Origin of the sequence: Parafrankia sp. EUN1f (genome assembly GCF_000177675.1) — a bacterium.
Lineage (GTDB): Bacteria > Actinomycetota > Actinomycetes > Frankiales > Frankiaceae > Parafrankia.
On record NZ_ADGX01000053.1, the window covers coordinates 1 to 18,363 of the forward strand.

Annotated in this window: 18 protein-coding genes; 12 read left to right on the forward strand and 6 right to left on the reverse strand. The window is 64.6% G+C overall.

The window, feature by feature from the left end; genetic code table 11:
* Window positions 1-1,399: 1,399 nt before the first annotated feature.
* The 5 genes from FREUN1FDRAFT_RS17265 to FREUN1FDRAFT_RS17285 all read left to right on the forward strand — a co-directional run bounded on the left by FREUN1FDRAFT_RS17265 (window position 1,400) and on the right by FREUN1FDRAFT_RS17285 (window position 4,560).
* On the forward strand, window positions 1,400-1,597 hold the full coding sequence (locus FREUN1FDRAFT_RS17265; RefSeq protein WP_006541402.1) for a ribbon-helix-helix protein, CopG family: 198 nt from the start codon (window positions 1,400-1,402) through the stop codon (window positions 1,595-1,597).
* Window positions 1,594-1,974, forward strand: a complete 381-nt coding sequence (locus FREUN1FDRAFT_RS17270; RefSeq protein ID WP_006541403.1) for a type II toxin-antitoxin system death-on-curing family toxin — start codon at window positions 1,594-1,596, stop codon at window positions 1,972-1,974. The genes FREUN1FDRAFT_RS17265 and FREUN1FDRAFT_RS17270 overlap by 4 nt, the downstream gene beginning before the upstream one ends.
* A 746-nt stretch (window positions 1,975-2,720) precedes the next feature.
* Window positions 2,721-3,068, forward strand: coding sequence for a helix-turn-helix domain-containing protein (locus FREUN1FDRAFT_RS17275; protein WP_006541404.1), 348 nt, complete (start codon window positions 2,721-2,723; stop codon window positions 3,066-3,068).
* Window positions 3,065-3,913: an ImmA/IrrE family metallo-endopeptidase gene (locus FREUN1FDRAFT_RS17280; protein WP_006541405.1), complete on the forward strand. Its 849-nt coding sequence runs from the start codon at window positions 3,065-3,067 to the stop codon at window positions 3,911-3,913. The genes FREUN1FDRAFT_RS17275 and FREUN1FDRAFT_RS17280 overlap by 4 nt, the downstream gene beginning before the upstream one ends.
* Window positions 3,910-4,560, forward strand: coding sequence for a hypothetical protein (locus FREUN1FDRAFT_RS17285; protein ID WP_006541406.1), 651 nt, complete (start codon window positions 3,910-3,912; stop codon window positions 4,558-4,560). The genes FREUN1FDRAFT_RS17280 and FREUN1FDRAFT_RS17285 overlap by 4 nt, the downstream gene beginning before the upstream one ends.
* Window positions 4,561-5,112: 552 nt before the next feature.
* Here the strand turns inward: FREUN1FDRAFT_RS17285 and FREUN1FDRAFT_RS17290 are convergent.
* Entirely contained in the window at window positions 5,113-6,468 is a 1,356-nt protein-coding gene (locus FREUN1FDRAFT_RS17290) for a helix-turn-helix domain-containing protein (RefSeq protein WP_006541407.1), read from the reverse strand.
* Between the two features lie 124 nt (window positions 6,469-6,592).
* Here FREUN1FDRAFT_RS17290 and FREUN1FDRAFT_RS17295 point away from each other — a divergent pair, with 124 nt between their 5' ends.
* Both FREUN1FDRAFT_RS17295 and FREUN1FDRAFT_RS17300 read left to right on the forward strand, forming a co-directional pair.
* Entirely contained in the window at window positions 6,593-7,636 is a 1,044-nt protein-coding gene (locus tag FREUN1FDRAFT_RS17295) for a lipopolysaccharide assembly protein LapB (RefSeq protein WP_006541408.1), read from the forward strand.
* Window positions 7,612-7,827, forward strand: coding sequence for a hypothetical protein (locus FREUN1FDRAFT_RS17300; protein ID WP_006541409.1), 216 nt, complete (start codon window positions 7,612-7,614; stop codon window positions 7,825-7,827). The genes FREUN1FDRAFT_RS17295 and FREUN1FDRAFT_RS17300 overlap by 25 nt, the downstream gene beginning before the upstream one ends.
* Before the next feature lie 635 nt (window positions 7,828-8,462).
* Here the strand turns inward: FREUN1FDRAFT_RS17300 and FREUN1FDRAFT_RS41610 are convergent.
* Window positions 8,463-11,306: a TIR domain-containing protein gene (locus FREUN1FDRAFT_RS41610; protein WP_006541410.1), complete on the reverse strand. Its 2,844-nt coding sequence runs from the start codon at window positions 11,304-11,306 to the stop codon at window positions 8,463-8,465.
* Between the two features lie 1,466 nt (window positions 11,307-12,772).
* Entirely contained in the window at window positions 12,773-13,825 is a 1,053-nt protein-coding gene (locus FREUN1FDRAFT_RS17315; protein ID WP_157474904.1) for a DUF262 domain-containing protein, read from the reverse strand.
* Window positions 13,826-14,044: 219 nt separating this feature from the next.
* Between FREUN1FDRAFT_RS17315 and FREUN1FDRAFT_RS17320 the strand changes: the two genes are divergently transcribed.
* Window positions 14,045-14,593: an HD domain-containing protein gene (locus tag FREUN1FDRAFT_RS17320; RefSeq protein ID WP_006541413.1), complete on the forward strand. Its 549-nt coding sequence runs from the start codon at window positions 14,045-14,047 to the stop codon at window positions 14,591-14,593.
* On the opposite strand, the gene FREUN1FDRAFT_RS17325 is transcribed toward FREUN1FDRAFT_RS17320, so the two are convergent.
* The gene (locus FREUN1FDRAFT_RS17325; RefSeq protein ID WP_006541414.1) at window positions 14,581-15,051 is read right to left on the reverse strand and encodes an NUDIX hydrolase; all 471 of its coding nucleotides are present in this window, start codon (window positions 15,049-15,051) and stop codon (window positions 14,581-14,583) included. The genes FREUN1FDRAFT_RS17320 and FREUN1FDRAFT_RS17325 overlap by 13 nt on opposite strands.
* A 4-nt stretch (window positions 15,052-15,055) precedes the next feature.
* The gene (locus tag FREUN1FDRAFT_RS17330) at window positions 15,056-15,844 is read right to left on the reverse strand and encodes a helix-turn-helix domain-containing protein (protein ID WP_232295236.1); all 789 of its coding nucleotides are present in this window, start codon (window positions 15,842-15,844) and stop codon (window positions 15,056-15,058) included.
* A 290-nt stretch (window positions 15,845-16,134) separates the two neighbouring features.
* On the opposite strand from FREUN1FDRAFT_RS17330, the gene FREUN1FDRAFT_RS17335 reads away from it, so the two are divergent.
* Together FREUN1FDRAFT_RS17335 and FREUN1FDRAFT_RS17340 are read left to right on the forward strand one after the other, a co-directional pair.
* Window positions 16,135-16,404, forward strand: a complete 270-nt coding sequence (locus FREUN1FDRAFT_RS17335) for a hypothetical protein (protein WP_006541416.1) — start codon at window positions 16,135-16,137, stop codon at window positions 16,402-16,404.
* Window positions 16,405-16,445: 41 nt separating this feature from the next.
* Window positions 16,446-16,889: a hypothetical protein gene (locus FREUN1FDRAFT_RS17340; RefSeq protein WP_232295237.1), complete on the forward strand. Its 444-nt coding sequence runs from the start codon at window positions 16,446-16,448 to the stop codon at window positions 16,887-16,889.
* Between the two features lie 47 nt (window positions 16,890-16,936).
* On the opposite strand, the gene FREUN1FDRAFT_RS17345 is transcribed toward FREUN1FDRAFT_RS17340, so the two are convergent.
* Window positions 16,937-17,407 carry a helix-turn-helix transcriptional regulator gene (locus FREUN1FDRAFT_RS17345; protein ID WP_050795902.1) on the reverse strand — a complete coding sequence of 157 codons (471 nt, stop codon included), beginning with the start codon at window positions 17,405-17,407 and terminating at the stop codon, window positions 16,937-16,939.
* Window positions 17,408-17,591: 184 nt separating this feature from the next.
* Here FREUN1FDRAFT_RS17345 and FREUN1FDRAFT_RS17350 point away from each other — a divergent pair, with 184 nt between their 5' ends.
* Together FREUN1FDRAFT_RS17350 and FREUN1FDRAFT_RS17355 are read left to right on the forward strand one after the other, a co-directional pair.
* Window positions 17,592-17,996, forward strand: coding sequence for a hypothetical protein (locus FREUN1FDRAFT_RS17350; protein ID WP_006541419.1), 405 nt, complete (start codon window positions 17,592-17,594; stop codon window positions 17,994-17,996).
* A complete protein-coding gene (locus tag FREUN1FDRAFT_RS17355) occupies window positions 17,993-18,292 on the forward strand; it encodes a hypothetical protein (RefSeq protein WP_006541420.1) in 300 nt (99 codons plus the stop codon). Before FREUN1FDRAFT_RS17350 ends, FREUN1FDRAFT_RS17355 begins: the two co-directional genes overlap by 4 nt.
* Window positions 18,293-18,363 lie beyond the last annotated feature (71 nt).

An 18,363-nucleotide genomic window follows, 5' to 3' on the forward strand; every position in this document is an offset into this window, starting at 1 on the left:
CGTCAATGCCAAGNGGGTGCAGGGAGGAGCTCCGCTGACGGGTACATCAGTTTTGTCGAGGACGGCGTGAACATCAATACTGGAAGTGCTCAGTGGGGGATTGTCCATGCCGACAAGGCTGACGTCACCGGCGTCAATGCCAAGTGGGTGCAGGGGAGGAGCTCCGCTGACGGGTACATCAGTTTTGTCGAGGACGGCGTGAACATCAATACTGGAAGTGCTCAGTGGGGGATTGTCCATGCCGACAAGGCCGACGTCACGGGCGTCAATGCCAAGTGGGTGCAGGGGAGAAACGCCACTGACGGATGGATCGACTTTCCACCGCACGGGGTGTGTGTCTGGAAGAACGGAAAGCACGAGCGCGGCACGGTGGGAGCCGACTAGGGTTGGTACGTACTAGAGTTAATGCGTCGCGCTGGTACACCCGAAATCGGGTGTCGACTGAATCGCGGGACTGCGGTCTGGCGGCGATAGACCTGTCGCCGGATGGAACGACCGTGTGTCATCCATCTGGATTGTTTGATTACTGAAATCTGCGGTGGCGGCGGCTGGGTTTGAGGCCACCGCCACCGCAGATCAACTTGTCGGCATCGGCACGATAACTGTAATTTATCCTTCGTCGTCAAACGCAACGCTGTCACATGGGCGTCCCGCAGACCGGGGCGGCTTGGTGGTGCTCGCCGTGCCGTGATTGGGTGGAAGTGGCGGTTGCTGAGCGGTTGGCGAGCCGTCGTCGTAGGCCAGGACTGTGCGGCGGGGGCGCCGTAGACGTGGGTGTTCACCAGCATGTCCTTCCAGGCTGGTGACCTGGCGGCGGCCGTTGGCGATGTCGCTGAGGTGCGACTGCGGGGGGCCGCAGACCGTGGCTATCTGAGTCTGGGGCGCGCCGGTCCACCGGCAATAGATCTTGAAGGCGGTCCGATGTCGCGGCGGGCGAGTGCGTCGGCCATCTCGGGCCGGTCCCAGAGTCCCGGCGGGGGCTGGGGTAACAGGCGGCGGACGGACACCAAGGTGGGCCCCGGACGTGGGTACGCGACTGGTGATCAGGTGGACAGACGTCCCGGTTCGTCGGTGTCTCCTCGATCGCGGGGGTGAGCCGAGGGCGCCACAGGATGCGGACAATTACCAGCTGTCTGCGCCGTCGTGGGGCTCACCGCGACGGTCTGCCGAGGTGAAAAGGACTGTGGCACAGGGGTTTGTGCACCCAACCAGCACAATGCGAACCTAAACCTGCAGGTCAACGGCCCGACCGTTTCCGTCGAGCCCGTCCACGCGAAGATCCGGCGGTCCGGCTACGCCGGCGACGCGAACGCCAAGAAGATCGGATAGGAACCGGGCGCCGTGACCACGGCACGAGTCCCGGTGGTGGTATCAATGGTGATACCGTCGGGTGGTGGCGATGACACTGCGCTTGACTGATGACGAGGCGGAGGCTCTGCGTCTGCGTTCGGAGTTGGAACAGCGGTCGATGCAGGAGATCGCCCGGGAGGCGATCCGGGAGTACATCGAGGCACACAGTCGGGCGGAGCTGCTGGATCAGGTGTTGGACGAGGAGCTGCCGCGGTACGCGGAGGCGCTTCGTCGGCTCGGCGAATGATCTATCTGAAGCTTCGTGAACTGCTGTACATCGCCGAGCGGGCCATCGGCTCCGAGCCGGTGGTCAGGGACCACGGCCTGCTCGAATCGGCTCTCGCGCGCCCGCGGGCGACGGTGTTCGGTGGTGACGCCTATCCCACGCTCGACGGCAAGGCTGCCGCGCTCCTGCATTCGCTGGCCCGCAATCGTGCCCTCGTCGATGGGAACAAGCGGCTTGCGCTCGCCGGTCTGATCGCCTTCTACGGTGTCAACGGGCGTCGCCTGACGCTGACCAACGATGAGGCCTACGACCTCGTCATGAGTGTCGCCTCCGGCGCCCGGGATTCCGTCGAGGACATCACCAAGATCCTTGAAGGGGCGACCCGGAGTCGTCGGTGAGGACCGGACATGTCTCGGCGAATCGGGCTCTGCTCCTGCCCGCATCGACGACGAGGGTCGCGCCCAAGACGTGACCGACACTGTGCACGGCCGTTGCGTACACCGCGTGCCTGCCCTGGGGCTCCTCGGTCCGGCCTGGTGGCCAACGGCCGCTGTGACCAGTGGCGTACGGTGCGGCCCACTTCCGCCGTCAGGGCCGTGCGCGAACTCGTTCTCGCAGCTCACGGCCTTGATCGCAAGCTTGGGTGCGCCCAGCCAGCACTAATGCGAACCTGAACCTGCAGGTCAACGGCCCGGCGGTGTCCATCGGACCTGCCCATGCGAAGATCCGACGGGCCGGCTACGCCCGGAACGAGAATGCGGCAGGAACCCGGTAGGCCGGTGGTATTGGTGCGCGTGTGTGGACGTCCGAGCGGTTCAGCCCCGCTCTGACTGTGAGCGGGCCAGGGCGCCGGGGCGGCAGGGGTGCGACAGCCTGCGGGCCCCACCGTGTCGTCGTCCGTGCTGATCCCGAGCCCGGCTGGCGATCTCACTGCTGGTTCGGGTGTTCGGTGTCCGCTGTCCATGGCCGGCGCGTTTGGTCGAGTGATCAAGATCGTTGACGGTGCGGCCTTGGCGGCGCATCGCCGACGCCCGCCGGGGTGGCGAGGGTAAGGCAGATTCGATGATCTGCAAGGCGTGCGGTCGAACGGGTTGGAACCAGGCCTGAATCGGGTATGCTTGATCTGATTCAAGGGGGTGGCGGTATGGATTCGATCGGTGTGGCCGAACGGATCAGGCACGCCATGAACGCTGCCCAGCTGACCCAACGTGCCCTGGCTCAGGTCACCGGTATCTCGCAGCCGACCCTGTCTCGGATCGTCGCTGGTGATCGGGTAGCCAAGATGACGGAGATCATCGCGATCGCCGGCGCGACCGGCCACTCCGTGGCGGAACTGACCGGTGTCGGTTCCGTGGCCGACCGTGCCCAGTACGCGGCCCACGCCACGAACGACGCCGAGATGGCCGCGATGCGCCGGGAGCTGTTGCACTACCTGGATCTGGACGCCTATCTGGAGGACCAGGGCATCCCGCCGTTCCCGGTGGTGGCGTGAGCGCCGAGCAGGACGGGAGGGCCGCGGCGGCGCGGTTCCGTCACGACCATCGCCTGGGGGCACAGGCCTTGGGCGATCTCGTGTCACTCGTCGAGCAGACCACCGGGATCGACGTTGCCGTACTCGACGCAGGCCCGGACGAGCACGGGCTCACGGTGCGCGACCCGCTCCGGAACTCGGTGTTCATCGGTGTGGCGCGTACCGACCGGCCGATGCGGCAGCGCAGCACCCTCGCCCACGAACTGGCGCATGTCCTGTTCGAGGACTGGTCGCCTGCCGCGGAAGGAACGTGGAGCGAGCGTCGGCCAGAGGAGGTACGAGCCGACGCCTTCGCCCGGCACCTGCTCATACCCGTGGAAGGGCTGCGCGAGTTCCTCGGCGACCGCGGCCCTGAGGACATGGACCTTGCGCTGCTTTCACAGGTGACGCAGCGTTTCCTGGTATCCACGCCGATCGCCGCGATCGCCTTGGAGCAGGCTGGATACATCACGGAAGCCGTGAAAGCGCTGTGGCGAGCTGTCGCCACGCCTTGGCTGGCAGCGCGGTTCGGCTGGATCGACCAGTACCGTGCCCTGCAGGCCGAGTCCGACCGGCGTCGGGCTCCCCAGCGGCTCCTCGCGCGCGCGATCAACGGCTATCTGGAACACGTTGTCTCCGCGCAGGCTCTGGCTACGCTCCGCGGCGTCGACGTCGCAACCGTTGAGGCGGAGCTCCGCGAAGCAGGCATCGAAGCAGGAGAGCCGTCCCGGGCGTGGACTGACAGCGCCGATCTGCCGGACGTCGACATCGATCTGAGCGGTCTCGACGACGCGGACGGCGAGTCCTCCCCGGCCCCCACACGGTGACCGCACGGCCGGTCATCGACGCCGGGCCCGCCCTCAGCTTCCTCGCCGTCAACAAGGAACGGCTACTCATCGGCGTTCTCGGTCGACTCAGCGCACCGGAGACCGTCGCCGCGGAAGTGATCCGCAAAGCCCGTTCCGACCATCGGTTCCGCGCGGCCGAAGCGGTCTGGAACAAGCTGACGCCGACCTGGATCGAGATACTCCCCGACGACGTCACCCCGGAGCTCGCGGTTGTCGTCTCCCGGATCAGCCGGCTTCCCGTGCACGAGCGCATGAAGGACGGCAGAGACCTGGGCGAGACCATGGTCGTCGCGCACGCCGTCGTCGCGGCCGAAACCGGGGCGATGGTCACCGTGCTCATCGACGACGGCGCGGGCGCCGCGGTCGCCACCGCCGAACGGAGGCGCCTGGAACGGCTGCGTATGCGGGGAAGATCTGTAGGCGGACTGAGGCTGGTGAGCACGCTGACCGTTCTGGAACGCGCGGCAGGCGGAGAGCATCTTCCCGACCGCGCCGCGATGCGCTCCCTCTACAGCCGCCTCCGCGCCGGTGACGACGGCCTACCTCCGATCGAGAAAACCAAACTGCTCGGTCCGGGCATCTGGGCCCAACCCACCGAACCGGGAGCCACCGAGCCTGGTACCTGAACGACTGTGACGGCCCAGCACCCTGCGCATGGCCACAGCCGCCGAGAGATCAGCAGGCGTGGTAGCGGACCTCGGCCTTACCGCCCTCTGCGCGAACCTGTTCTCGCAGCTCACAGGCCCGACCATAGTGTTGGGTGCACCCAACCAGCACTAATGCGAACCTAACCTGCAGGTCAACGGCCCGACCGTGTCCATCGAACCCGCCCACGCGAAGATCCGCCGGGCCGGCTACGCCGGCAACAGGAACGCTGGGCGCTTCTGAGCTTCCTGTCCGCGTGGACGGAAGCCACGTCGTGGACGCGATGGGGCCTGGGAGATCCGTGGCCTTGAGGTCGTGGTGAGCCGCATTGGGGCTTACGGATAGAGGAGGCGGGGATCCTTCTGCCTGTGATGCGCGGTCTGGCGGCGCCCGTGCTCGGAAGTGCTCAGAAGCACTCGGAAGCCACGAACTTCAGAGCTTACTTCTGAGTCGGAAGTTAAGCTCTCGGCCTTGGCCTCCGCCCTGGGACGTGTTGGTGGTGGCTCTACGAGCTGCCAGCGCCGGCGGGCCGGCTACAGGGAGCGGTAGTAGCGGCGCTTCGGGTCTCGCGGGCCGGCGCCGAGTTCACGGACGAGTCCGCGGTCGACCAGTTTGATGAGTCTGGTCCTCGTCGCGCGGGTGGACAGGTCGATGGCGTTGGCGATTTCGCTGGTGAGCGCGCCGCCGGTTGGGATGGCCGCGAGGATCGCGCGGTCCTTGGCATCCAGGGTCGGTGGCTGGATGCGCTGAGTCCACAGCGTGACACGGAACCGGGTGCCGATCTCTTCGAGGTCTGGTGGGGGAAGGCCCGCGTCGAGGCATGCGGCGGTCATCCGTTGGATGCCGCTGCCCCACTGCTCGATCAGCCGCAGAGAGTGGAAGACTCGGCCGATGACCCGGTTGCGTAGTTTGGACACTCCACGGCGGAGGTCGTCGACCGTCAGTCCGAACTGCAGCAGGCCGGGGCTCTCCACTTCGAGGCGGTCGTCGAAGACCGCGATGCGGATGGGTGCGCCGCGCTGCCGGTAGTCGGCGTGCGCCACCGCGTTGACGACCGCTTCCCGGACCGCGACCGGAGGCAGGTTCCACCGGTCTGTCCGCCGGACGGGACCGATGTCGGCGCCGTGCAGGCTGTGCTTGCGGACGAACCCGAGCGCGTCTTCCACCGCGCGTACCAGGTTGGATCGGATCTCGGCCTGGTCGACGATCTGGGACCTGTCGGTGCCGAGGAATCGTCCGGCCTGGATCCAGGCGTCGGGGAAAAGGCGGCCACGGTCCTGGTCGCGGCCGAACAGCAGAAGGCCGCCGACGGTCGGGACGAGCCGTCCCTGGTGTGCCGTCACCAGTCTGAGGGTTTCCAGATCGGCGGGGCGTAGCTCTCGGAACTGGCTGAACGCCTCGGTGGCCGCCGGGAAGTCGATCGCGTCCGAGGTCAGTTCCGGCGTTGCCTGTTCGTCGTAGGCTTCGCCCCGTGCGTAGCGGCGCAGTTCTTCGACCAGGTCGGAGTCGGCCCGCCGATTGGTCGAACCGACCCGGACGTAGACACCGTTCACCGGGCCCTCCTGGCTGACGTGGTGCGGCCGGGACGGGCTTGGGTAGACCTGCACGGCGACGAGCTGCGTGCCGCGCCACGGCACGATCTCGATGTCGGGAACCATGCGGGGCGCGATCGCGTCGCTGATCAGGCTAGCTAGCCGTTCTTCGAGGTCCAGCGGCTCCGACACCCCGCGGACGTGGCGTGTGCCGTCCTCGACACCGATCAGCAGCACACCGCCGGCGGTGTTGGCGAAGGCGACCAGACTCCGCAGGACACCCCGAGGCGACGACAGGTCACGCTTGAACTCGAGGGTCTTGCCCTCAGGTCGGGCCAGGAGTTCCGACAGGTCCACAAGCTCAGAAGTCTACTCTGAAGATTGATCTCGTTCGGTGGTCTGTCATCGGTTTTGCCCACTGCCTGTGGTGTTCGGCCACCGGCTACCGCCCCAAGGGCGTCTGGTCTGGTGGGATGAGCGGGTGAGTGGGAGCGATGACCTGACGACGCTTGTGAACGCGTTGCGTCGGGATCGGCGTCGTGACCCGCGCGCTGGTCGGCGTGAGTACTCGGAGGCCGCACTGGAGCTGGCCGATTGTTGCGAACGGCTGCTGGCGGACGGCGGCGCGCGAGCCGTGGTGCCGGTGCTGCGCAAGGCGGTGGACCGGATGACCAGGGCGTTGATGTACATGGACGACTCGTCGGGGATCGTCGGCACGGACCTGCGTCACATGATGAGCCTGTACGCCCGTGCCTGTACCGAGGCCCCGCCGGATCCGGAACAGCTTGCGCGATGGCTGGCAGCGCTGTCCTTCGACGGGCCGGGCTGGCCCGAGATCCGGCTGGCCGAGTTCGCGCCCGCCCTGGGCGCCCAGGGTCTGTCCGAGCTGTGCGCCGAGGTGGAGCGGTGTTCTGCCGCGGCTGAGCCCGGTTCCTGGGGCCATCTGGTCGCGGCCCGGGACCTGCGGGAACAGCTCGCCGAGGTGTCCGGTGACGTTGATCGGCATGTCGCCGTCCTCGCGGAGAACCTCACCAGCGCCCGGCAGTACCAACGGATCGTCGTGGCTCTGCGGGACGCTGGCCGTCCCGCGGAGGCGATCGACTGGGCCCGCCGTGGCCTGGCCGAGCATGGCGGTGGGCCGCAGGAGGACCGTCTCCGTGACTTGCTGGTCGACCTGGTGATCGACGCCGGTGACCCGGCAGCCGCTGTCGCCCTGCGCAGGGACGACTTCGAGCGCCGGCCTACGGTGACCGCCTATCGGGCGTTGCTCGACACCGAGAGGCGATGCGCGGCGGATACCGGACTCGCCGCGTGGGCAATGGCTGTTCTGCGCGCGCGGGTCGCTCGGCAGCCGGCCTACGTCGACGACCTGGTGGCTGTCCTGCTCGCCGAAGGCGAGGCCGACCAGGCGTGGGATGTCGGTCTCCAGCTGTCGACGTGCTCTTCGATCGAAGGCTGGCCGAACTCCTGGACCTGCGGCGGACGAGTCATCCGGGTGATGTGCTGGCGCCCTACCGAAAGCTGATCGAGACCCGCGTCCTCGCCACGGCGGACAAACGTAGCTACCGGGCTGCGGTCAGCTTGCTCCGCGACCTGCGCGCAGCCCACCTCGCCATCGGTGACGCCGCCGGGTTCCGCGCCTACATCGAGCATCTGCGCACAGAACACAGGCGCCGGCCCACGTTCATCGCCCATCTCGACGCGGCCGGCCTCTAACCGCGTGTCCCTTCGATCCGGACTGGCATGGACGTCTGTTCGGCAGGGCTCTGGGTGTCGAAACCCAGCAAGACTCGAACCTAAAGCCGCAGGTCGACGCGTTGCAGTCTTCGGCCCCGTCCGGACGCCCGCCAGCAGATGATCATCAAAAGTGCAGGTGGCAACACATGCCGATCTTTGTCGGCAAAGTCGGGTGCGCCCGGCAGGGATCGAACCTGCGACCTGGTGCTTAGAAGCAATTGAGGCTGGTGCGCAATGCTGAACTGCCTGTTCACAGGTGGTGCGTGAGCGTTGGAGCGATAGTTATCAGGTGTCTGACGGGGCGGGTTTCCGCTGTCTGACGGCTTGTTTCCTGCGCTGTGCTCGAACGGATTTTCGCTGACCGACAAACACTGCTGGGATGCGCTGTGCTGAGCTGCTGGTGGCTCGGCGCCGTTGTAGCCTGGCGTTTAGTGGTGAGATTGCGGATCGAGGGGTCTGGCGGAAAGATGGCGCTGGGTGACGTCGCTACTGTGATCGTGTTATATCTGGCTGGTCGCCGTTAATGGTGATACGAGGAGTGCGCTCTATGCGTAAACAGGATAGGGTGGCCGGACTAATCCGCCCCGGTAGAAGGTTACAGTAGAATTTATTGATTAGGGTCGGCGAGGTTCATCGCTAAGGATCCGTATCAGCCTTTCTGCTGCGCCGTGCGTGCCGGCATCGACTTCGGTGACCAACTCTTTGATCCCTCCGCGGCCTTCAATCAGGTCTAGCAGCAGTCCAGCCGCGTACGTGTCACCCGAATCTGCGCGAGCCTTTAGTTTCTCAGTCATACCGAGCCGTTCATAGGTATCGGCCAGCCGTCCAGCTATGAACTTATCGCCGCTCTCAGCCATCAGCTCTAGTTCGTCAATTTTGTCCATTCTTGCAAGTATCATGGCTAGTTCAATGCTTGGGTATGTGCGCGTGGCGGCGATCTCACGGATTATGTGCAGCCCTTCTTCGCTGGGGGTCTCCAGGAAATGATTGAGAACATGAATGAATGCAGAATCTTCCCCTTCTCTGGCGCGAGCTTGCAGTTTATCGAGGTCACCTTGGGCGGCGAGCCTGTCGGCAAGCTCGGATGCCGAAAATTCATCGCCCCCATCGGCGCGTTGTTGAAGTTCCTGAATCTGACCGGACTCTCCGAGCTGTTGTGCCAGCATCAGCGCGGCAGGATGATCGCCGCCGTCAGCTCTTTCTCTCAGCAAGGAGAGCGCCTCGTCTCGCCGACCTGTGCTAATGAGTGTTTTGGCGAGCAGTGTGGCCGTATAATATCCCCTCCCGTTCAGGCGTGCGTAAAGATCGTCAATTCGTCTTTCCTCGGCTAGAAGTCGGTCAAGGCGATCTGCAGCTGCTTTGTCTCCATTCTTCTCGCGTTGGAGTAGTTCTTCGATATTTCCTTTTTCTGCCAGCATCTTCGCAAGTAGATCGGGCGAACCGTCGGGCATAGAATCAAGCAGGTCGACTAGGCTGGACGGGCGTCGGGCGGGATCGCTGTACTGCGCTGCGATCTCTGCGAATGTCGGCTCAACGTAGGCATCGGCGTGAGGGCGTAGGACATCAATAGCCTCGTCCGTGCGCCCCAACTTGCACAGTGTCGAAATCAGATGGTTGAGAACGTAGAATCCGCATCTTCCCACGTGGGCGTGTAGATGAGATATAGCTTCCTCCGTCTCGTTTTGCGTTATCAAATAGTCTGCTATGCGGACCGCGGACATACCGCTGCAGGCTACCTTGTAGCGCCTCATAATCTCGATGGCATCATCGATTCGCGATTCCGTAGTTAGATTATCGATAAGTTTGCGGGCGGCGTTGGTGTCGCCATTCTGTATTGCTCGTAGATAGATCGCCTCGCAGTCTTCATAACGTAGACGACGGGTAGCGGCCTCCGCAAGTCGGTGAGTGTCACTTGGATCGTGATATGTGGCGATTGTCTGCCAAGCGGCATCGGACAACGTCTCGCTGCGTCGAAGGCGGCTAGCGTACTGGTATAGGTAATCCGCGACAATATAGCCCGCTGTGTGCCCGATTCGCTCTCCAACTGGAGCTAGGGCCGCAGCGGCACGGCGAACCTGGGCGGTAGCGTATTGTACCGCCTGCTCAAACCAGTCCGGCGAAGCGAGCGCCAATTCTGTGGGCTTCAAATAGGCTGGGGCGAGCGCCTCAAGGAGCGCTCGGCTGGGAGGAGTGCGTGCCCCAAGACGTCGCACGTCCACCGCCGCAGTGATGATGGCTTTGCCATATGGATTCGGCGCCTGATCCCAGCGCCGGACCAAGTCCGGTCCCGCTGCGATGACCTGGATCACACCTTGATCCTCGCTATTCAACGCGAGACGCAGGCGCGGGTCCTTTTTGGCTCGCGCCTCTGCACGCGCGCGTTCAGCTTCGGACAAGTCTTCCGGAATGTCGATGATATGGGCAAGGTCAATGATCTGGCGATGTTCAGCGTAAGGGTCAGGATGGTCCCCGGTAGGGCTGACCCAGGACGTATAATCATCGCGCCATACGGTGGCCAAAAGGATCGCACCATCCTGCAGCAGGTGGTGGACCGCAGATAGTAGTCCCACCGGTGAGTCGAGAAATCTGCGCACTTCATCAAGCCACACTACGACCTTCCCGTGGGGTCGCTCTGCAAGATCCCGAACCTGGTTGCTATCTGAGGGCGTCGCTATCCACCAGTCCGGAATGATCCTTCGCATGGCCTCAAAGATGGTCCGCGTCTTCCCGACGGACGAACCGCCCATCAGTAGAACAAAGCATCCACCTGATTTTCCTGCGCTCAATCTTCTGTCAAGATCATAGTCGACATCGCGTGGCACATATTCTGGCAGTTCGCCGATCGACCCTTCGGCTCTGATTGAGGCATGGACGCCCAGCGCGCGACCGCGGGCGTCCCGGACACGGATCCCTCCGGGTGGCCCGCTGTCAGCGTCCGGCTCAGGGAACGGTGGTGAGGATATGGCTGTTCTGGAAGGGTACGGGGGTGCGGCGGCGGGTTTCGCTCGCCCGCCTGAGACAGCGAGGTCGGCGGTGCGCAGCAGGTCTGTGCGGGCGGTGTTTTGGGGGATGCCGTACAGGTCGAGGGAGACGACCTGGCCAAGCAGGCCGGGGCGGGGGCAGTCCTCGACGCGTGCGACGAGGAGTTTGCGGGTGGCGCCGGTCGGATCAGCGGACCAGGCGGCCTGCCACTCGGCGGCGCCGTAGACGGAGCCGGTGTAGGCGGCCGAGAGGACGGCGATCGTCCGCGCCGCGGCGGCGACACCCTGGTCCATGCCGGTGACCCAGTTCGACCCGGGGGTGAAGTCCCATGCCTGGATCAGCACCCGGTAGCCGGCGTCTTCGAGGGTCCAGGCGATCCACTCGGCCCATGGCCGGTCGGGCTGGGTGTAGGAGACGAAGAAGTCCCACCCGACACCGCTACCGCTGGTACTGCGCGTGTTGACCCCGTTGCTCACCCGGACAGTGTGCCACCGGGACAGGACGGGTCAGACTGTGCTCGTACGGCGTTGGCTGGTACCCGGGCCGGTCGGGGCGGCGGAGCCTGCGAGGGGTGCGCGCTCTGGAGCTGGTCCCACCGTCAACCGGGGATCTTCTACGGCCGGTAAAAAGGCGAAAGTTATCAGGTGTCTACGCGCTGTGCGCCGGAAGAACCTGCCGGAGCTGCCCTGACGCCGCAGGTCAGGGAGGGTGTCGGCGTCCTTGTGGGTCGTGATGTTGGACCTGGTGCTTAGAAGGCACGGAAAGTACCAGGTGTCCCAGCGACACCACCTGCTCGCGAAGTCCGCCGACATCTGCCCACGTCCACCGACGTCCGTGTTTGTTGCTACAGGCGTAGCTACACCAGCGAGGTTCCTGACCGCTCGGTTTATGATTGATCCGCGCGTTCACCGAGGCCGAGCTCGTCCGCGTCCATGTTCATCACCCCGGGCCTGCGTACGCTGAAGGCTATACCTGGTCGCAGCTGTCCGCGATTGCAGCAGTTCAGGGGGCATCCGTGCTTGTCCACCGAACTGGGGAACCGGCTTGGTTACGCTCGACCACTACCTCCCAGCTCTGACGTGCACGTGTCACAGCGTCATTCCACGCGGACTCGCGATCAGTAAATCTCTTTAAGGATCTGCTTCCGCCCTCTCGCTTTACGAAGAACTCTCCTCCTCGTTCGTCCACAAACAATAGCTTGACCGACCCGGAAACTTTCTGCTGCGGTTGATCTACGAACGTTCGATCGCCTTCATGTATAAGACGAGCGGCGCGACTGGCAAGAACGTCGAACCCAAATGCCACCGCAAAGGCCGTCTGACAGAAAGACCCCAGGTCTGTGGGCTGAACTCCCGCATCAGGCCGATGGGCCGCAGCATTGCGTAGCCGCTGCGCCTGGTCGTAGGATGTATCGATCGCAATTACGCCAAGCCCAGCACGGGAACTCAGGCTGGCTATCTCCCGCCATGCGTCGCGAACATTGAGTGTTTTTAGCATCCCTCCAATCTCGTCTTTAGTGACGTTGGATCCTTTGTACCCTAGGCTGTATCGAGATATTGAGAGAGGGCCCGCTACAGTGCTAGCTACCTCGGCTGCAACAGTTTGAAGAATTGCCATTGCATCTTCGCCCTGTCGTGCTGCCATCTGCGCGTATGCGTGGGCTGATTGGAAAGCATGAAGAACCGAAGCCTTGCGAAGTTCTGCTGGAAGATCTGCAAATTTTAGCGTCGTGCGACTTGCGAAACTCAGCAGCTCCGCAGTTCTTTGTCGGACGAAGTCCTCCAATGAGTTAAATGCGACTACCATCAGGCCATTTCTAAGGAGCCGCGCTCGATCGTTCCATTCGTTGTCTGTGAGGGTACGATCGATAAGCAGCGGCTCCTGAATTGCGGATCCCGTCGTTGCGAGTCGCTGAAGAATTATCTCCCGGGCTTTCGACATTCTAGCGGGCTATCTTAAGCATGGCTGCGTGCATCTTCCCGATCCGATACTTGACCCGGGCCGGGGTGTTAGTTGCTACTCTTACCGCAGCCTCGAAATTCTCGTCCGAGAAAAGTTCCCGGGTCGCGGCAACAACGTCGTCCTTTGCTGCGGTTAGGAGCCGGATCTCGCGTTCGGTGAACAGTGAAACTGCCACCATCTGGCTGTCATACATTCCAGCAAGAGTCTGGTCTCTCCAGCCATCCTTGTCCGGTCTCTTGAATGCGTCAAAACCCCATATTTCTTCGCACGCTTGAAGTGTGCGATTGAAGTCACCTTCAAGTCCCGATAGTTCGTGGTTATCGATGTTCTGGTGGCGGGCCATGAAGTTGTCCATAGACTCACGGAAGTCGCCTGAAAATTTCTGCCAAGAGTCCTTTAGGGTCAAGAAACGAAGTACGTACTCAACATCTGCCATAGCCCGGTAGGCTGGCGCTCGTGCGTCGCGTATTTTTAGCTGCCGACGGAGAAAAGGGGCATCGGAGAGTTTAACTAGTAGATCGTTAAGGGGGCCACGATACAGAACGTTTCGGATCTCCTGGGCATTCAGGGGCTCTCCGCCGCTGTTCAGACGATGGAAGACTTCATACTTCGTTTGCCAGTCCGATTGGCGCAGAAGGGTTACGGCCCTAATATAGGGGCGCACCAATAGTGCATTACTAAGCTGCGGAGGTAGCTGGGAAAACTTATATCCATTTAGCTCGGGAAATCGCTCGAGCATCGTCAGTGAGAATCTTCCGCGCATGTATTCGTGAATCGCTGTAATGCGCTGCTTTCCGTCGATGACTGAATACTTGCCGAAATCGTCCTCCGATAGATATACTGGAGGCACTGGTATATTCATCAAGAACGACTCGATCAGCATTGACTGTCGGCCGGCATCCCATCTTTCGCGACGCTGAAACTGCGGCGATACGTCGATGGCTTGACTATCGACCATTGCCGCTATTGTTTCGAGTGAAAGATCGGACGCTTGTAGCACGAGTGCGTCTTGGGCCGCGGTGAAGCGCTGCACGACTCGAGCGTCTTCCGGCACTACGGTCCCCCTGCGTCCTAGGTTGAGTCGATCTAGACCTTACTGCTGTGCTGCGACGGGCCGGCGAGCATGGCGCGCCAGCGCCACGCGCAGCCGTCGCGCGGCGCGGCCAGTGCCGCATCTTGATCTCAACCAGGGCAATTCGGCAGTCTCGGGCTCTTGCTGACGGCCTGGTGGTGCTCGCCGTACCGTGATCGGGTGGAGGTAGCGGTTGCTGAGCGGTTGGCGAGCGAGCTGCTGACCCCGTTGGGGGATCGGTGGCTGCATGTGCAGGCTGTGGCGGCGGCTGCCCGTGAGGTGTCCGCGGCCGTCGATCCGGAGGAGCGTGACCTGCTCGTCGCGGCGGCCTGGCTGCATGACATCGGGTACGCCCCGCCGATCGGTCACCTACGGTTCCACCCCGTGGACGGTGCCCGGTTCCTCGAAGAGCAGGAAGCTCCGAAGCGGCTGTGTGCCCTGGTCGCGCATCACTCGTGCGCCCGGTACGAAGCCGAGGAACGGGGCCTGACGGCGGAGCTCTCCGCGTGGGAGCTGGAGGTGTCGCCGGTGATGGACGCGCTGTGCGCCGCGGACATGACGACGGGTCCGCAGGGCCAGCGGTTCACCTTCGACGAACGGATCGCCGAGATCCTCTCGCGCTACGGCGACGGATCGATCGTGCACCGGTCGATCACCCGGGCGCGGGCCGACCTGCAAGGCACCGTGGAGCGCACGACTGCACGGCTCGCGGCGGTTCAGCCGAGATAGGGCGTGACCCGGTTCTCCAGGTAGTGATCGATGCGGAGGCGCATCGACGGGTGAATGTTCAGCGCGTCCAGGTCCTCGGGGGCGACGAACTTGACCTCCTTGGTCTCGCTGGAGGTACGTAGCTCTCCGCCGAGATTGCGGGTGGTGAAGCAGAGCGAGAACTGCTGGCGGACCTCGCCGTCGTCGTAGGCCAGGACGTGCCGGGGGTTGGTGTAGACCCCGATGAGTCCGGTCACCTCGATGTCGATGCCGGTCTCTTCCTTGGTTTCGCGGACGGCGGCGTCGGTGATGGACTCGCCGAGATCCATGCCGCCACCGGGCAGAGCCCACAGGTTGTTGTCGGTCTTGTGGACCAGGAGAATCCGCCCGGCCTCGTCGGTGACGACGGCGGTTACGGACGGGACGACGCTGTTGGCCTTGGGGGCGTTCGGGTCGTTGAAGTAGTCGATCCGTGCCAAGGGGTCAGGCTCCTTCGGTTGTGGCCCAGATGCGCTCGAAGCTGGCGGCGTAGTGGTCGAAGAGTCCGCCGGGCTGGGCGCGTAGGTGCATGACGGGGGAGTGCGCGGCGGGGGCGCCGTAGACGTGGGTGTTCACCAGCATGTCGTCATCGAAACGGTAGATGGAGTTGTAGAGCGTGCTGGCGTGTAGCCGAAGCTCGATGCCCGGGGCGTCGCGCAACGATGCCAGGTAGGTGAGGGTGATCCGGGTCCGGGCGGCGAGACCGTCGCCGATGCCCTCCTCGGCGCCTCGCAAGGCGACGGCGGGGGAATCCGGGTTTCCCAGGGCGTAGCGGATCGTCACGCCTTCGGCGCCTTTGCGGCGGAGAACGGTGGCGAAGTCGGCGTGCCCGTCGGGGAGGAACAGGCCGGCGATCACCAGGACGTCGACCTGGTGGCGCGCGCCGGCGAACAGGGTCCGCCAGAGGTCTCCGGGGACGGCGGCACGGGTGGGGTAGACGCGCACGATGTCGCTCGGCACGTCCGCCGCCGGCGTCCCGGGCTCGCTGCGGGGCTCGGGGACGGTGCCCAGTTTTTCGGCAAGGCCGATGCGTCGGCGGGGGATGCCGATGCCGTCGGCGATCCGCTCGAAGATCTCCAGGCTGGTGACCTGGCGGCGGCCGTTCATGATGTCGCTGACGTGGGACTGCGGGAGGCCGCACACGGCGGCGATCTGGGTCTGGGTCGCGCCGGTCCACTGGCGGTAGATCTTGAACGCGGCGCCGATGTCGCGGCGGGCGAGTGCGTCGGACATCTCGGGTCGGTCCCAGAGCCCCGGCGGGGTCTGGGGTAACGGGCGGCGGACGGACACCATGAGTCGCCTCCGGACGGTAGGTCAGGACCGTCTGTCCTCGGTCGGGCGCGCAGAGCATATCCGGTCTCCGTATAGATCGGAAGTCTCGGTGTATACGCCTGGCGGCCTTACGTGACCGGCTGTCCGGTTGGACGGTGGGCGGGCGCCGGTTCCGCTTCGCGACGGACACCCGTCGCAAGCCGGCTTCGGCGCTTCGTCGCACACCACCGACCAGGGGAGGACGGATCGTTATGTTCGACAAGGGAAGTGGGGGTGGCCCGCATCCGCTGCTGTTCGGCGTGGTCCGCTTCGAAGCCGGCGGGGATCGCCTGGTGCGGGACACGGTCATCACCTTCAACGAACCGACCACGGCGGACCTGTTCGCCATCGAGAACGGCTGGCACGACTACCAGGTGACGCCGCTCCGGTTCTTCGTCCACGACCTGCGGCCACCGGCCCTCGACTGGACGAGGTTCGACGACCTGACAACGCGCTTCGCGGTCCGTCGGCGGTGGTCGTGACCTCGTCGGCTAGGTCGGGCCCGTTCCTTCCCCCGGTCCCCGTGGACGTCGGCATTTCGGGCGCCGCGGATGAGTCGCTGCCGGCGGCCGTGATGATGCCGTGGGGTCTGGACGAGTGGGCGGTCGTCGTCCAGCCGGGCTCGGACTCGGCGGACCTCATGCGGGCGGTGTCCCGGATGCCGGGCGGGCTGAAGTTCTCCGAATCGTTCGGCGATGTCGACGTGGTGCTCGTCTACCGGCTGCCGGACGGCGACCGTGCGGCGGCGGTCGGGGTCGACGATCCGGGCCCGTCGCGGCGGGGGTGCGGGGGCGCGGCGGTGCGGATGGCGCTCGCCCTGGGCCCGACCCTGCCCGGCTCGCGGTGGATGACCCGTGGGGAGCGGGCGGCCTTCCGGGCTGGGCAGGCGGAAGCCTTCGAAGCGGTCCGCCGGACCGTGCTCGACGCGATCGGAGTACCCACGGTCAGGGCCAGGGCGCCCGGCTGATCGACACAGAGACGTTCCGGACCTCGACGGGCCGGCTCGGGCGGGAACTACTCCGCCGGGGTCGGCCCGTCGTCGTTGCCTCGGGCGCGGTCGTCCTGGGTCGCTCCGACGGGTGCGATGCGCTCCGAGAGGTCGGCGAGACGCTGTTCGATCCGCAGCAGGACGGCGAGAATCTGTCGGTCGGTGCCCACTCCGGGCTCTCGCCGGTTGGTGGGTCGGGCTGGCGCTGTCTCTGTGGGCTGTGAGCCGTGGACGAGCACGCGGGTCAGGTGGTCGTCCGGCCAGTCCAGGGCGCGGGCGATGGCGGTGAGCGTGGCGTCCTGGACCCGGCGGCCGTGGGCTCCGCGCTGGAGCTGGCGAAGCGTCGCGACGGACACACCAGATGCGGTGGCGAGTGCTTGCTGTCCCATCCGCTTCTGGTTCATCCTTGCGTTGAGGGCGTCGGCGACTGCCTGCCAGTCCTCACCCTCGACCTTGCCTCGAGCCGTGTACGGGGGAATCCCCCGTGTGTTTGTCACGAGGCAAAGATATCGTTGCTGTGGGCGTGTATTCCAGACGGTCACCGGATAATTTCCATCCGCAGTCCGTATACATAGATACGAAAGCGCTTGGCTATCGGTTCGTGAGCGGTTCAGAGTAGGTGTTGCCCGACAGTGGCCGGAGTACCGGCGGCGGGGCTGACCCTACGGAGGTAGACGAACCATGGCGGTACCGCGGCGCATTCCGGTGCGTTTCGAAGACGTGTTCCCCGCGGGGGCGTTCGTCCTTGGGGTGGAGGCGGCGAACGACTACGAGAAGGTGAAGGCGAACGCTCCCGACCCGCAGGAACGCGACCCGAACACCGGTGAGCGGGTCTGGGTGGTGCGGGTGCTGGACCCCGACCCGACGGCGCGGCAGGCAGAGCTGAAGGTGAAGGTTGCCGCTGCGGTACAGCCGGTCCTGCCGGAAGCGATGCCGGGTACGCCGTTCCGGCCGGTGCTGTTTGAGGGGCTGACGATCACGCCGTGGGTGGACACCAACGGGAAGTTCCCCAAGCAGGGATACGCCCTGCGTGCGGTGAGCCTGCGGCCGATCGGCCCGATGCGGCGGACGGGGGCGGCGGCGTGAACGGCGAGACAAAGCAGTCGTACACGATGCTCGGCCTGCACGTCGGCGCGGACTGGTCGGTGCTCTGCCACACCTACCCCGGCCGCGCGCCGATCCTGGTCGTGGACGCGGGCCGGGTGAGCCTGAGCGTCTCGGCGCTGGAGCGGGAACCGGACACCCGGCACGTTGACTTCGCGTACAAGCTGCTCGCGGCGGTCAACGACTACCTGATCGCTTACGAGAAGTACCAGTTCGAATCCCAGGAAGCCGCGGACGCCGTGGTGCCTGACGATGTGACCGGGTCGCGCGCAGCCTAGTTTTCCTGTTCTTCGACTCCCCTTTTCTTTGTTCAAACCCATCGGTCTGTATTTCGTGCGCTCGAAAACAG